Source organism: Chitinophaga oryziterrae, assembly GCF_009758125.1.
Classification (GTDB): domain Bacteria; phylum Bacteroidota; class Bacteroidia; order Chitinophagales; family Chitinophagaceae; genus Chitinophaga; species Chitinophaga oryziterrae.
Genome location: NZ_WRXO01000009.1, coordinates 58,809 through 73,108 on the forward strand (window position 1 = coordinate 58,809; position 14,300 = coordinate 73,108).

The 14,300-nt window shown below is 45.7% G+C and carries 13 protein-coding genes; 6 read left to right on the top strand and 7 right to left on the bottom strand.

The window, feature by feature from the left end:
• Positions 1 to 40: 40 nt before the first annotated feature.
• Genes GO495_RS24700 through GO495_RS24710 form a run of 3 tightly spaced genes read right to left on the bottom strand, consistent with a single transcriptional unit; the run spans position 41 to position 4,002 of the window.
• Positions 41 to 1,048, bottom strand: a complete 1,008-nt coding sequence (locus GO495_RS24700; RefSeq protein ID WP_157302630.1) for an alpha/beta hydrolase — start codon at positions 1,046 to 1,048, stop codon at positions 41 to 43.
• A 21-nt stretch (positions 1,049 to 1,069) separates the two neighbouring features.
• The gene (gene ccsA, locus GO495_RS24705) at positions 1,070 to 3,568 is read right to left on the bottom strand and encodes a cytochrome c biogenesis protein CcsA (RefSeq protein ID WP_240915321.1); all 2,499 of its coding nucleotides are present in this window, start codon (positions 3,566 to 3,568) and stop codon (positions 1,070 to 1,072) included.
• A gap of 35 nt (positions 3,569 to 3,603) precedes the next feature.
• Positions 3,604 to 4,002, bottom strand: a complete 399-nt coding sequence (locus tag GO495_RS24710; protein ID WP_157302631.1) for a cytochrome c maturation protein CcmE domain-containing protein — start codon at positions 4,000 to 4,002, stop codon at positions 3,604 to 3,606.
• Positions 4,003 to 4,202: 200 nt separating this feature from the next.
• Here GO495_RS24710 and GO495_RS24715 point away from each other — a divergent pair, with 200 nt between their 5' ends.
• From GO495_RS24715 to GO495_RS24725, 3 genes are read left to right on the top strand one after another with little or no spacing between them, the layout of a single operon-like run.
• Positions 4,203 to 5,246, top strand: a complete 1,044-nt coding sequence (locus GO495_RS24715) for an agmatinase family protein (protein WP_157302632.1) — start codon at positions 4,203 to 4,205, stop codon at positions 5,244 to 5,246.
• Complete coding sequence (locus GO495_RS24720; RefSeq protein WP_157302633.1) at positions 5,246 to 5,836, top strand: hypothetical protein; 591 nt, start codon at positions 5,246 to 5,248, stop codon at positions 5,834 to 5,836. Before GO495_RS24715 ends, GO495_RS24720 begins: the two co-directional genes overlap by 1 nt.
• Before the next feature lie 24 nt (positions 5,837 to 5,860).
• Positions 5,861 to 7,156 (top strand): radical SAM family protein, encoded by a 1,296-nt coding sequence (locus GO495_RS24725; RefSeq protein WP_157302634.1) that lies wholly within the window; start codon positions 5,861 to 5,863, stop codon positions 7,154 to 7,156.
• On the opposite strand, the gene GO495_RS24730 is transcribed toward GO495_RS24725, so the two are convergent.
• A complete protein-coding gene (locus GO495_RS24730) occupies positions 7,119 to 8,372 on the bottom strand; it encodes an MDR family MFS transporter (protein WP_240915322.1) in 1,254 nt (417 codons plus the stop codon). The two genes, GO495_RS24725 and GO495_RS24730, sit on opposite strands and share 38 nt — an antisense overlap.
• Before the next feature lie 29 nt (positions 8,373 to 8,401).
• Here GO495_RS24730 and GO495_RS24735 point away from each other — a divergent pair, with 29 nt between their 5' ends.
• The 3 genes from GO495_RS24735 (at position 8,402) to GO495_RS24745 (ending at position 12,320) form a co-directional block, all read left to right on the top strand.
• Entirely contained in the window at positions 8,402 to 9,286 is an 885-nt protein-coding gene (locus GO495_RS24735) for a hypothetical protein (protein WP_157302635.1), read from the top strand.
• A 176-nt stretch (positions 9,287 to 9,462) separates the two neighbouring features.
• Complete coding sequence (locus tag GO495_RS24740) at positions 9,463 to 10,941, top strand: DUF5723 family protein (RefSeq protein WP_157302636.1); 1,479 nt, start codon at positions 9,463 to 9,465, stop codon at positions 10,939 to 10,941.
• A gap of 92 nt (positions 10,942 to 11,033) precedes the next feature.
• Positions 11,034 to 12,320 carry a bifunctional folylpolyglutamate synthase/dihydrofolate synthase gene (locus GO495_RS24745; RefSeq protein WP_157302637.1) on the top strand — a complete coding sequence of 429 codons (1,287 nt, stop codon included), beginning with the start codon at positions 11,034 to 11,036 and terminating at the stop codon, positions 12,318 to 12,320.
• Between the two features lie 46 nt (positions 12,321 to 12,366).
• On the opposite strand, the gene GO495_RS24750 is transcribed toward GO495_RS24745, so the two are convergent.
• From GO495_RS24750 to GO495_RS24760, 3 genes are read right to left on the bottom strand one after another with little or no spacing between them, the layout of a single operon-like run.
• Positions 12,367 to 12,927: an NUDIX hydrolase gene (locus tag GO495_RS24750; RefSeq protein WP_157302638.1), complete on the bottom strand. Its 561-nt coding sequence runs from the start codon at positions 12,925 to 12,927 to the stop codon at positions 12,367 to 12,369.
• Between the two features lie 20 nt (positions 12,928 to 12,947).
• Positions 12,948 to 13,484 carry a YfiT family bacillithiol transferase gene (locus GO495_RS24755; protein WP_157302639.1) on the bottom strand — a complete coding sequence of 179 codons (537 nt, stop codon included), beginning with the start codon at positions 13,482 to 13,484 and terminating at the stop codon, positions 12,948 to 12,950.
• A gap of 5 nt (positions 13,485 to 13,489) precedes the next feature.
• Complete coding sequence (locus tag GO495_RS24760; RefSeq protein ID WP_157302640.1) at positions 13,490 to 14,254, bottom strand: ABC transporter ATP-binding protein; 765 nt, start codon at positions 14,252 to 14,254, stop codon at positions 13,490 to 13,492.
• Between the last annotated feature and the right edge of the window lie 46 nt (positions 14,255 to 14,300).

Consider the following 14,300-nt stretch of genomic DNA (forward strand, 5'->3'; position numbering starts at 1 on the left):
CCATGCTAAAGTTAAGGTTTTTATGCTAGATGCGACTTCTTTACAGAACGGCAGGGACCAGCTTTAATTTCTTCTCTGCAAAAGCATCTATAGCCCTTTCCACACCCGGCACATCCTTAGATGTCATCGGACTGCCCAGCACATGCGCCCCCGCTCCAGGTATCGCAATCGCTTCTTTCAGGCTATCGGGGGTACCCAGTTGTTTCTCCATCCGGAGAATAGCAGATACACGCACCGTTTTATCCTGGTGCTGAGGGTCCTTATAATAATAGAGATTGAGTACAGGTTGTTTTACTTTCCGGAAAGTGGCAGGGTCCATGGTCGTTTCCAGCAGGTTCTCCAGTTCACCTACTGCTTCCAGCCGGTAACGGCGGTTCCAGTATTTTGCTCTCAGCGTATCCTCGTCCTTGCTGACATTATACTTACTTTTCTTTGCTAATCGGGAGATTTCCAGCCCCCAGGGATTGTTGGTCAGGAAAACAAGATTATCATTGATCTCGATATTGGGAGACATATTAATGATGGCAAAGATGTCATTAGGATAAGTGGCTGCCAGTTTCAATGCCAGCGTTCCACCGGTAGAAGTCGTCATCAGGATGACCTTCTCACCCAACACCTTGCCAATGGCCAATGCCTGCTTGGCATCTTCCCAAAGGCCATCAGCGGTCATTGTTGCTAAAGGATCACTGGTATCTATGCCGTGGCCGTCCAGCCGGGAAAGGTATAAGTTACAGCCATAACGCCGGGCAAAATTCAGGTGAACAGGATCACCTTCTTTCTGACTGGCAGAGAACCCATGCAGGTACACCACGCTGTACCTGGTCTTGCGGGGAACAGAGTCGTACCACACAATATGGGCTCCATTATCCGGCTTCAGCCTGTGCCGGGCTTCTTTGCTGTTAACATATTGTTCCAGCAAGCCAGCTTCCTGTGGTACCACAGGAAGAATAGGGTCATATACCGGTACTTTGGGACGGGGACCCAGGTAATAAATAATCACCAGGACCGCCACCACCATCAGTAATATGCGAGGCCATTTACGCTTCATAGGGGATATATTTCAAAAACGTTATTTCTTCCTTAACGCTTTCACTTTCTGATAAATGCTCATCAGGAAACCTGCGATCATTACCAGCACTCCTATCCACAATACATTGATAAACGGAAATACAAATGCTTTCATTACAATATAATCTTTAAATGTGGCAGATTCTTTCACCTGCAACTCGATCTTATTGTCTTTAGGCAGTATTTTGTTGAAACGTACATACAATGACAGCGGAGATACGGTATCAGGTACATTGTACTGATAACTGCTGTCACGGATATAATACACCGGCTCCATGGTATATTGCTCGTTGTTCTTGGTATAGACTTTCAGTCTTGCCCCCACTGCCAGGTCGCCCTTTTCAGCAACATAATTATGATTCGCCGGCTGAGGTACCAGGGATTCCAGAATAAAGAACCCATTGGAGAAGAATACGGAATCACCCGGCTGTATTTCGTGCGATGTATACTGTGCGGTATCGCTGGCATCATCTTTAATAGGCACAGCCGTGATATAGGTAAAGATATCCTTGGTAAGATAATGTTTTGAATCCGGGTTAGGCGTCAGTGCCTGTTCTCCCCTGTTACTGAGGAACGCGTCCGGATGCAGGGTAAAGCTTTCAATCACTTTACCGCTGGATGGTTCCCTGCGCTCGTAGCGTACCAGGTAATAAGTTTTGGCATCCCCTTCAGCCGTAGAGTCACCTGCATAGGTAACATGGTAATCGCCCATCTGTACCGGGAAGTGCGTAGGCAGCATCAGGTTCTCCCGGGGATTCTCCTTGCTGTCTTTCCCAAAGAAACCACCGTCCAGCATCTTCATCCTGTCTATGGAAATCACTTCCTTTTTGGAAGAGGTGATGAGGATACCCAGTAATACCAGCCCGAAACCGATATGTGCTACAGAAGCTCCCGCCACTCTCAGTTTGCCTTTATGCACAATGAAGATATAAGACACATTGGCGATCACTGCGTACACACTGGCAAACAGCATGAGGTAAATAGCCACCAGGAACCCGGCGCCATATGTATCATAGGTGATATGTCCCAGCCAGCCGATCAGTCCTGTAGCTACCAGGCTGATGATAGTAGGGATGGCTAATTTTTTGGTCATCTCCCCTCTTGGCGTATCCTTATATTTCAGGTACTGCACCATAGCGGTAAGCAGGCCCAGTACAATAGCGATCCAGATCTGTATCTTATTATAATGGAATAATGGATCAGAAGGAGGAGCGATATCATGGTCCATATTGAATACCTTCTTAAGACCAGTGAGCTTAAGCAGTGTATTCCATACGGGAATAGAAGTAGTAAAGCTGATCTGGATAGCGGCTACCAGTAATATCAGTGCGCCGATGAACAGCCAGAATTCTCTTGAATAGGTGCTTTCTTCTTTTACGATAGTCGGGATATCCTTACGTCTGATGAACATCAGACCGAAAGCCGGGATCACGAATATCGCCATATATACCAGCAGCTGTCCGCTCATTCCCAGATCTGTAAAGGAGTGTACGGAAGTATCGCCCAGGATACCGCTACGGGTAAGGAAGGTAGAGTATAATATGAGGATAAAGGAGATAAAGAAGAAGAAGAAAGTAGCTTTCAAAGCCTGACCGGTAGCCCGGAAAGCCAGCAGGGTATGGATACCTGCTACCAGCGTCAGCCAGGGTACCAAAGAGCCGTTCTCTACAGGGTCCCATGTCCAGTAACCCCCAAAGGTCAGGGATTCATAGGCCCAGGCAGCGCCCATCATAATACCTGTGCCCAGCATCATAGCGGAGAACAGTGACCATGGCAGTGCAGCTTTGATCCATTCTTTATATTCTCTTGTCCATAAGCCGGCGAAAGCAAAGGCGAATGGCATAATAGTAGAAGCAAATCCCAGGAATAGTATGGGCGGGTGTATCACCATCCAGTAATTCTGCAGGGAGAGGTTTAAGCCATTACCATCTTTTACAAAGGTGAGGTAATCCGGACGGGCTACCCATGGCAGGCCCTGGTTCTCTTCTGCAAAACGTAGCAGCAGGAAAGGGTTGCTACCTACTTTATATCCAAGGATGAAGATCCCGATGATCATGCTGGACAGGCAAACCTGTGCCAAAGACAGCACGGCCATTACCGGCGCTTCGAATTTCTTAGCAGTACGCATCACTACCAGTCCGAGGATACTCTGCCAGATGGACCATAAGGTGAAACTACCTTCCTGGTCGGCCCAGAAACTGGACAACAGGTAACTTACCGGCAGGCTGCGGGAAGAGTTACGCCATACGTATTTATATTCGAAGTAGTGATTATAAAGGGCAAAGTATAAGCAGGTGAATACGGCAAATACGGAAGCCGCCTGGATAACGAAAGCCCAGCGGCCCAGTTTTTTCCAGGAGGTTTGTGACGCGATGTCTTTATTCTGTACACTTGCTACAAAGCTGACGGTGGCTACCATGGAGGCCACAAATGCCAGCACGGAGAAGAAATGTCCTAATTGTCCGGGTAATAAATGTTCCCCTATGTATTTTGTTTCCAATACTAAGTCACTAATAAGTTAAAATATGGGCTGGATTATACCTTATTGCCTGTTACTACCTGATCGTTCTTATACTTGGAAGGACACTTCATCAGGATCTTACTGCATTTGAACTCACCGTTTTCGGCCATTTTGCCGGTCAGTACCACGCTTTCTGCCTTTTCAAAGTCAGTAGGTTTAGTACCATAGAATATTACGCGACGGGTTTCTCCCGTTTTATCTTTTACATAAAAGCTAAACAGATTCGCATCCCTGATGGGATCATAGTGCATAGTCTGTGTTGTATCCAGCTTCCCGATGATCTGGAACTCCTTTCCTTCTTTCTGTCGTGCCGTAGCAAATGTTTCATAAGTACTGAAATCTCCAGCCACCGTCACAATCACTCCTATGGCTACAGCAATCAACACCAGCAGAACAATGTTTGATTTCTTCATATCGTAAAAATATTAAGCTTCTTATCTTTCGCTGCGCAAAATTAACTCAAAATGACCTTCGGAAGTCATTTTTTATATAAATGGAAACATGATTCTTATCATTTAATATATGACAGCCTCTTGCGGAACCCGAAAAGCAAGGTGTTGAACCTATAAAGTACTATCTTTGCCGCCGAAATATTGAATAGAACAACAATATCATGGCCGATTTAACTCAATTCGATCCCAATTCGGTAAGCCTGGTATCCAATAACGTCTTTGGGTTACCTTTTTCTGAAGAAGATGCCGCACTCGTACTGGTGCCGGTTCCATGGGAAGTAACTGTTTCTTATACCCACGGAACTGCAAGAGGTCCGGAACAGATTTTCAGGGCCTCCCTACAGGTAGATCTGTACGATGCGGATGTAAAAGACGGCTGGAAAAGCGGCTTTTATATGCGGGAACAGGATAAACATATGCTGCTGCGCAGCGATTACCTGCGGAAAGAAGCTGAGTTATACCTTAAATTCCTGACAGAAGGCGGGAATATTTCCGAAAACGTGTTCCTGAAGAAAACGCTGGTAGATGTAAATACCGGTACTAAGCTCATGAACGAATGGGTGTACAGCCAGACAATGGAGCTGCTGAACAGAGGAAAACTGGTTGGATTGATTGGCGGAGACCATAGCACTCCCCTGGGTTTCTTCAAGGCCATTGGTGAAAAGAAAGGTGATTTCGGAATTTTGCAGATAGATGCCCATTGCGACCTTCGCAACGGATATGAAGGATTTCAGTACTCTCACGCCTCCATTATGTATAATGCACTGAATGAAGTGCCTCAGCTGACCAAACTGGTACAGGTAGGTGTGCGCGACTACTGCGAGGAAGAACTGGACTACGTAAAGAACAGCAACGGAAAGGTAAAGACCTTCTTCGATAAAGATATTAAAACCCGTCAGTACGAAGGAGAAACCTGGAAAGCCATCTGCGATGATATCATTTCCGGCCTGCCACAACAGGTATATATCAGTTTTGATATCGACGGACTGGACCCTAAGCTCTGCCCCCATACCGGGACCCCGGTAGCCGGTGGTTTTGAAGCAGAACAGATGTACTACCTGTTCAAAAAAGTGATAGACAGTGGTCGCAAACTCATCGGATTCGATCTGATGGAGGTAAGCACTTCCCATGATGAATGGGATGCCAACGTGGGCGCAAGAGTGCTTTTTAAACTTTGTAACCTGCTTGTATATTCTAATAAATAATGAAAAAGTACAAATTACGTATACTTCATCCGAACACACTTACACGGCTGCGCCTCCAACCGGTAATGCATATGCTGATAGGCATCCTGTTCCTCCTGAACGGGATAGGTATCTATAAAACGCCTGTACCCAACTGGGGCATGGCGGTGTTTTTCCTGGTACTGGGATTTGCCAGCATTGCATTCCCCTTCTTCATGAAAAAGTTCAGCAATATACAGGCCGCCAACAGCCTCACCCGCATGATACAGGCTTTTACCTGTTTTACCGGATGTCTGTACTTCCTGGAGAATAAAGAGCCGCTCATAGGCTTACTGTTGCTGCTTACTGGCGTTGCATCCGCCTATATCGGTTATGCAGAATACAAGATCTTCCAGCCGGCTTTTGCCAGGATAGATACCATGGGGATTACCCTGCCGACCACTTTTTCGGAACGTCTGATTGGCTGGAACCAACTGAATAACGTAGTTTTGCGGGATGACCTGCTAACGCTGGACTTTAAGAATAATAAAGTAATGCAGCTGGAAGTCCTGGATGAAACAGGGCTGGTAACAGCAGAAGAAATGAATGCGTTCTTCAAAAGCAGGCTCTGATAACATTAAACGAATCAACTCATTTTGAAACAGTCTCCATACATACTATACTCAGACGGGAAAGGGAATATTTTCGAGGACCTTACTATGCACACCACCGGCCGTAGTGGCTGGGATGCATGGCCTATTGATCCGGATGAATGGATAGAACTGCCCGAAGGTGGTTCTCTCTATGAATTACCCGGCCGTCGTGGGATCGGTTTGAATGCCCTGACCGGCGAAATGGAACTGTGTGATAAAGGATGGGCCGTAGCCGCCTTCATCCCCCCTGCACATACAGGATTTTACCTGGCAGCCTACGAAACCATGCCGGACGCACCTACCCTGCCGCTGTTCTGTTATACGGCTGTGGGTTGGTTAGATGGCAAGTTTTATGTGCCTGCTACCCGTATTGAAGAAGATATCCGCCAGGAATGTGCCGGTTTTGACGACAAGAAGGTAAAGGAAGGTGTGAAAACCTTAGTGGAAGCATATCCGCATAACCGCCTGGTACAACACCTGGCAGACAATTGCGCCCTGACATACCACTGCCCTGCTGCCCGCAACTATTTTATGGGACGCTGGGAATGCCCGATCCCTTCCTCTCCGGCCTGTAATGCCAATTGTATCGGTTGTATCTCTTTCCAGCCGGAAGAAGAAAGCATCGTATCCACCCAGGACCGTCTGCGCTTTAAACCAACTGCACAGGAGATCGTGGAATATACCGTGCCTCACCTGGAAACAGCGCCTTTCCCGATTGTGAGCTTTGGTCAGGGTTGTGAAGGGGAACCCCTGTTAATGTGGGAAACCATCCGCGAATCCATTATAGAAATACGCAAGCATACGCCTAAAGGCAGTATCAATATTAATACGAACGGCAGTAAACCTGATGCGGTAAGAGAACTGTGTAAAGCAGGGCTCAACAGTATCCGTGTAAGTACCAACTCTGCCCGTGAAAAGATCTACACTCCTTACTATCGTCCCAATAACTACACTTTTGATGACATCGTTGAAAGCCTGAAAGTAGTACGTGAATTTGGTGGATGGACGTCCATCAACTACTTCGTGTTCCCGGGCATGACGGACAGTGCGGAAGAATATGAAGCACTGCGTAAGCTGATCCGTGATACGGACCTCAACATGATACAGTGGCGCAATTTCAATATTGATCCCGACTGGTACATGGGCCGTCTTGGTATCACTGATTCCGGAGAATGCCTCGGCATCAAACAATTACAGGACCTGATCCATGAAGAATTCCCTCACCTGAAATATGGCTATTTCAATCCGCCTATTGAAAGGATTAAAGGGGATTACTCACAGGATTTTGCACACCTGTAAGTTTCCTGAATAACAGGTAAAACCCAATCCCTGTTGATGCACATATTATTGCTGTTGTATACCACCAGGTGGTAAATCCGAAATGCTCTACCATGTACCCGCCTAAGGTGGGCCCTATGATGGTGCAAAGCGCATATGCAATGGTGTATAGGGAAGCGTATTGCCCGCGGTTATGTGTTTTACTGCGACTGATCCAGAAAGAGTTCATGAATGGCAGGCAAAGCATTTCTCCGGCCGTAAATACCAGTATAAATATGGCAGGTCCCGGCAAAGCTAAGGGGAACAGATTAAGGCAGAGAAAAGAGAGTCCGCCCAGCAATACCCCCCATGTGATAAACTGTAACGGATGTCTTTTCCCTTCCAGTTTATATACCATCACCATTTCCAGGAAAGCAATGATCAACCCGTTTGCCCCCAGCGTGATCCCTATCCTGGCTTCCTCCATGTGAAGCACTTTGGCAAAGTACAGCGGTACAATATTGGATAACTGGAAGAAGCCAATGGCAAATATTGTTATCAGTACAATGAAAATGAGATAAACACCATCTTTATAAACACTATCTCCTTTTACTTTTACCGGCGCAACATGTTTTTCTCCTTTATATGCCTTCATCGGTGGCAGGAAAATACGCATGATCAATACAGCAAGGACGCAGGTAGCCCCATCTGCCCAGAACAATAAATGATAACTGTAACCAGCCAGGATACCACCGATGGCAGGGCCTACAGACCATCCCAGGTTCACGGCCAGCCTGTTTAATGCATAAGAGCGGGTACGGTTGCTTTCTGAACTGTAATGTGCCGTTGCGGCGGAGTTAGCAGGTCTGAAAGCTTCTCCCACAGAGCTTAATATGAAAATACAAATGCTGATCTGGGCCATAGTTTCCATCTGCCCCAGTACCATGAATAACAATCCCTGAAGGAATAAACTCCAGAACTGTACCTGGTAAAACCCTATTTTATCAGATAATCTTCCGCCTATGAAAGCGCCTATTACAGAGCCTGCCCCAAAACAGGCCATCACCCATCCCGCCTGTTCTATAGTAAAATGAAGTCGCTGTGTGAGATATACCGTCATAAACGGGATCACCATAGTACCACTACGGTTAATTAATAATACAACAGATAATAACCAGGTAGAAGCAGATAATCCGGAGTAAGCCTTTTTGTACAAAGAAACGAGCGGGAAGTTCATGATATGGGTCTCAGATTTCAAAAGACAAAAATAAATCTTAATTTTGATGTATGCAGAAAAAAGAGAACAATACAGATAAACAGATCAAAGCCTTGGGGGTGACTATTGCCGTACATGCTTTAGTGTTAGTAGTGCTGTTCCTTGTAGGCTTCTCTGCACCGCCACCATTACCAAACCAGGACCTGGGAATGGAGGTGAATTTAGGTACTTCGGATGAAGGCATGGGTGATGAACAACCGATGAACCCGAATCCGCCCAGCAGCGGCGCTGCTACGGCTTCCACGCCACAGGCGGAGCCTGTTGTTGCCAATACGAATGCTCCCCAGCAGGATATTGCCACACAGGATGAAGAAGACGCACCTGAAGTTACCAAGCCCACAAAACCAGTAGTGGAACCTAAAGAATTTCCTAAAACGATAGAGCCTAAACCGGCCAAAACACCAAAGAAACCAACTGAAGCGCCTCCTGCTCCGGTCCCTCCCGCACCTAAACCCAAAGCGGTTTTCACAGGTGGTACTTCCAACAGCAGTGCCAGTGGTAACAGTGCAAATGGTTCCAATACTTCTACAGGTGAAGGTAATACCGGCAAACCCGGCGACCGTGGTTCCATCAATGGGGACCCTAACGCCAGCGGTTATACAGGCAGCGGATTAGGAGGTGGTAAGTCTGATTTCCGTCTGAACGGACGCTCCCTGTTAAGTCGTCCTTCCCTCACATATGACGGAGATGAATCCGGTTATATTGCTGTCAATATTAAAGTTGACAGACAGGGAAATGTAATTGAAGCGACACATTCTTTAAAAGGATCTACCCTTAATAATCCCCGTCTCATAGAAATCGCCAAAAAAGCAGCCAGAGAACTGAAATACAATGTAAACAGCGATGCCCCCGAAGTACAGTTCGCACTGATAAGATTCTATTTTAAAGTGCAGTAAGCTTCTAATTTCCAGGTCATTCCCAATAAGATAAATCTCATCTATTATATATTATTTTAAAGTAAATAATATATTTGAATATATTTGCACTTGTTATTCTTTTGTAGCGCTTGCCAATATATGGCATCTTTTTGCGTTATAGGGGGGAGAAACCGAATTGCCAACTAATTAGAGTTATGCCTTTTAGAGTAATGCTTTCAAGAGCCGCAGGCTTCCTATGTATTATTACCATTTCTTTACTGCAGCCTCATAAGGTGCAGGCACAGTTGTCCTTTGGAGGATATGCCGGTAGCCACTACGCTGGTATTCACGGTGTTCCGTCCAATCCGGCATCAGCCGCAGCCACCCATTATAAATGGGATGTCAATATTGGCGGCCTGGACGCATCTGTTGGTAATACATATGCACGCTTTCCCCGTTCCATCATCTTACATCCTCCTGATTCAACAGGGGCGATGAAACGCAATGTGAATTATTTCCTGGATTCTGCTGCTAATCCCGGCAAGAAACAGTTTGGCTGGGGTAATATGGATGTAATGATGCCTTCCGTATTATACTCAATAGATGAAAATCAATCTGTTGCCTTCACATGGCGGATACGTGCAATGGGTAATGTAGGGAATGTAAAGACAGATGTTGCTAACTTCTTCGGGCTGGACTTCCCCAACAAACAACTGATTGGTCAGAATTATGATATGGAACTGGCCAATGGCAGCTTTCACTGGTGGAACGAGTTTGGCTTTACCTATGCCTCTGTGATCAAGGATGACGGCGAACACCGTCTGAAAGGGGGCGTTACCCTTAAACTGCTCTCGGGTATCGCTGCCGGTTATGCACAGGTAGAAGGTGCTTCTTTTGTGATGAACGCCGCCCACTCTGCAGATATCACCCGTGGTACAATGAAAATGGGTTACAGTCAGGGTTTGAACGACTGGGAAAAGCCTACCCTCAGCAACTACAAGATGTTCGGGAACCTGGGCTTTGGGATGGACCTGGGTATAGTATACGAATGGCGCGACGAAGTAGATGGTTTACAGGGATACGATGATGACCAGTGGAATCCTGAAGCCGACGATTACAGAATGCGTTTAGGCGTTTCCATCACCGACCTGGGAGGTATTACCTATAAGAAAAACCCAAACAGTAAAGATCTTGATCTCCGTACTACCGGCATTGATCCTTCAAATATTGGAATAAAGAAAGGCGAAGGCTGGCAACAGTATTACCGCCGTATCAGTCAGTACTTCACTCCTATTGCTTCTAAAGACAAGTTCACCATGAACACTCCGGCTGCATTGAATGTAATGCTGGATTATAACGTGGATGGCCGCATCTTCGTGAATGCGAAAGGTGTGATGGCCCTTACTTCAGGTAAATCTGACCCCAGCAAAACATACGCGATGACACAGTTACAGGTAACGCCGCGTATCGATGGTCAGCATTTCGGGGCTTATCTGCCACTGGAAATTAATGCTCATGGCCAGTTTGATGCAGGGGTAGGCTTCCGTGCCGGTCCCCTGGTAATCGGTTCTTCTACCATGTTGTCCAACCTGTTCCAGAAGAACAAGAACCGTATGGATGGATTCATTGCCCTGCGCATTGTACCTATCCGCTTTGGTCAGACCAAACTGGGATGCCCTGCTGCACAGTTCTAAACAACTACAAAATATTAATAGTAAAGGGAGAAAGGGTAATGCCTTTTCTCCCTTTCTCTTTTCTACCTATATTTGTCCTGCATTCAATGTATATGGACTACCAACAAACTCTGGACTATCTATACGAGCGTCTTCCCATGTTTACCCGGGTGGGCGCAACTGCTTTCAGAAAGGACCTGCATAATACCATAGAACTCTGTGAACAACTGGGCAATCCCCAGCATAAGTTCAAATCAATACATGTTGCCGGTACTAACGGTAAAGGTTCTACCAGTCATATGCTGGCAGCTGTCTTCCGGCAGGCCGGTTATAAAACAGGACTTTACACCTCTCCTCATCTCAAAGATTTCCGGGAACGGATAAGGATAAACGGAGAGATGATACCCACTACTTTTGTAACGGAATTCGTAGAACAGATGCAGCCTTCCATAGAAGAGCTGGACCCTTCCTTTTTCGAACTTACCGTAGCAATGGCATTCCAGTATTTTGCGCTGGAACAGGTAGATATCGCTATCATAGAAGTAGGACTGGGCGGGCGTCTGGACAGCACTAACATCATCACTCCCGAACTCTCTGTGATCACTAATATCAGTTATGATCACATGAATATACTGGGTAATACTTTACCTGAAATCGCATCAGAAAAAGCAGGGATCATTAAAGCAGGGATTCCTGTAGTAATATCAGAAACCCAAACTGAAATCGAATCCGTTTTTATTGATAAAGCCGCTTCGTTAAATGCACCTATCCACTTCGCAGACCAGGAATGGGTCATACAGGAAAATGAATTATCTGCCGGTCATTTGCAATTGGGTATTCTTCCTCACAAAGGCGGCTATATGAGACGCCTTTCCTTAGATCTCAGCGGACAGTACCAGGTGAAGAATATTATGGGCGTATTAAGTGCGGTAAAAATACTGCAACAGCAGGATTGGAAATTGCCGGATGCTGATGTGGAAGAAGCATTATCTCACGTTAAAAAACTAACGGGATTACGCGGACGCTGGGAAGTGATCGACAAACATCCTTTAACTATTTTAGATGTAGGACATAATGAAGCAGGTATTACAGAAATTGTAGAACAACTGCGGCATATGGTATACCGGCACTTACATATTGTAACCGGCTTTGTAAAAGATAAAGAGGTAGATAAAGTGTTATCGATCTTCCCTCCTGCTGCAACTTATTATTTCTGTAAGGCACAGATCCCCCGCGCACTCGACGAGAATATATTAGCGGAAATGGCTGCTGCCAAAGGATTACGGGGACATACCTACAGCAGTGTGCAACAGGCGTTCATGGCAGCGAAGCAACATGCGCATGAAGAAGATATAGTGCTGGTATGTGGTAGTTTCTTTATAGTAGCGGAAGTGATGTAACATTCCTGGGTTTTGCAGGGCTTCACCCTGCAAAACCCAGGAATGATTATAATATCTGTAGCTCTTTCAATTTAAGCAACGCATAGAACAGGCAGGTTACATGCAAACTTTGTAACAGCTTATTCTCTTTCAATAACTCTTCCACATCTTCCATTTCCATCATCACTATTTCTATCTCTTCATTATCATCTAAATGCTGCTCCTGCACTTTCTTTCCACCTGTTGCCAGGAACATATGTGTGAGGTTATTACTCGATGCCGGGTTAGGCGCTACTGCCCCTAAAGGGATCAGTTTTTCGAAAGCATATCCTGTTTCTTCCAGTAACTCACGGCGCATAGCAAATTCAGGGTCAGGATCTGTATTATCCATTGAACCACCGGGAATCTCTAATATTGTTTTACCTATTCCGTGACGGTATTGCCGGACCATGATCACACGACCATCCTCTGCAATAGCCACACAGTTGACCCAGTCGTTATATTCCAGTACGTAATAAGGTGTTACGATCTTACCCTGTGGGGTGATGCATTTATCTTTACGTGCAGTTAACCAGTTGTCTTTGAAAAGATATTCTGATTCAAGTAATTTCCAGTCTAATGATGACATATTCTATTATCCAGTTTAAGTTACCAGTTATTCCTTTCTATCAGATTTTCTATATGTGCCAGATGATGTCTGGAATGCCAGGAGTAGTTAGCCGCCACTACTTTCAGTGTAGGCGTGGTCTTATTGGCAGGATGTGTGTATGTACGCGCCCATTGTTCTTCTGTCAGATTATCTAACAGGTTTACCCAGCGTGTATGCAGTGCAAATAACAAAGTGATGGATACATTGATGGGCGTCTTCTTTACATCGGGTAATTCCGCCCATAACTGTTCTTCGTAAGGTTTGATAGTGGGATTATCCTCTGTAAGCGCCCATTTAAAGCGCGTTAAGGCGTTCATATGGCTATCGGCCAGGTGATGTACCACCTGGTTGATTGTCCAGCCACCGGGGCGGTAAGGCGTCTCCAGTTGATGTTGGTCCAGTTTCTGTACGGCCAGTTCTACCGAGGCAGGTAAATACCGGATATCGTTGATGTACTTTTCCAGTTGTGCCGCAGAAACATTCTCTGGTGGAGTGAAGCGTCCTATCGGGTATTTCAGTTGTTCAAGATCGTCCATTATGCTTAGTTTTCTCTGAGTTCTTTTCCTGTCATATGAATAAATACATCTTCCAGATTGGCTTTCTTCACTTCTTTCTTTCTCTCAAAGCCACCTGCCACTAACTGATCTATTAGTGTATCCGGAGATTCCAGGGCAATGATTTTACCGCTGTCTACTATCGCGCAACGATCACATAAAAACTCGGCCTCATCCATGTAATGTGTGGTGATGACCACGGTAGTACCCTGGGAACGAACCTTCTGGATTAAATCCCAGAGGTTACGGCGAGCCTGCGGATCGAGCCCGGTAGTGGGTTCATCCAGGAATATGATCTTAGGTTTGTTGATGAGCGTGGTAGCGATGGAAAAACGTTGTTTCTGTCCGCCGGAAAGTTCTTTGAACTTAGCTTTGGCTTTATCTTCCAGGTTAAACACTGCCAGCAGTTCTTTGGCATCTGCTTTCTGGTTATATAATCCGCAGAAGAGGTCTATCAGTTCTGTGAGGTTTAATCCCGGGTAATAACCGGAACTCTGTAACTGTACGCCTATTAATTTCTTAATGGTTTCCGGGTCTTTGTCGAGGTCTATCCCATCAACGATCACTGTCCCGGATGTTTTCTCCCTCAATGTCTCTATGATCTCCAGGGTAGTGGATTTCCCTGCACCATTGGGGCCTAACAGGCCGAAGATCTCATTTTCATATACATCAAAGCTGATGCCTTTAACCGCTGTAAAATCTCCGTATTTCTTTACCAGGTCCCTGACTTCGATTATCTTCCTCTTTTCCATAGGACTAAATTACACAAAACGGATAAAGTTTTATGTAAATAAAAAA

What these genes read in the sequence shown, in the direction of transcription:
- GO495_RS24755 (WP_157302639.1), bottom strand. Translation starts at nt 13,484, where the DNA reads ATGGACGATCTTGAACAACTGAAATACCCGATAGGACGCTTCACTCCA.
- GO495_RS24740 (WP_157302636.1), top strand. Translation starts at nt 9,463, where the DNA reads ATGCCTTTTAGAGTAATGCTTTCAAGAGCCGCAGGCTTCCTATGTATT.
- GO495_RS24735 (WP_157302635.1), top strand. Translation starts at nt 8,402, where the DNA reads ATGCAGAAAAAAGAGAACAATACAGATAAACAGATCAAAGCCTTGGGG.
- GO495_RS24760 (WP_157302640.1), bottom strand. Translation starts at nt 14,254, where the DNA reads ATGGAAAAGAGGAAGATAATCGAAGTCAGGGACCTGGTAAAGAAATAC.
- GO495_RS24720 (WP_157302633.1), top strand. Translation starts at nt 5,246, where the DNA reads ATGAAAAAGTACAAATTACGTATACTTCATCCGAACACACTTACACGG.
- GO495_RS24700 (WP_157302630.1), bottom strand. Translation starts at nt 1,048, where the DNA reads ATGAAGCGTAAATGGCCTCGCATATTACTGATGGTGGTGGCGGTCCTG.
- GO495_RS24710 (WP_157302631.1), bottom strand. Translation starts at nt 4,002, where the DNA reads ATGAAGAAATCAAACATTGTTCTGCTGGTGTTGATTGCTGTAGCCATA.
- GO495_RS24745 (WP_157302637.1), top strand. Translation starts at nt 11,034, where the DNA reads ATGGACTACCAACAAACTCTGGACTATCTATACGAGCGTCTTCCCATG.
- GO495_RS24750 (WP_157302638.1), bottom strand. Translation starts at nt 12,927, where the DNA reads ATGTCATCATTAGACTGGAAATTACTTGAATCAGAATATCTTTTCAAA.
- GO495_RS24715 (WP_157302632.1), top strand. Translation starts at nt 4,203, where the DNA reads ATGGCCGATTTAACTCAATTCGATCCCAATTCGGTAAGCCTGGTATCC.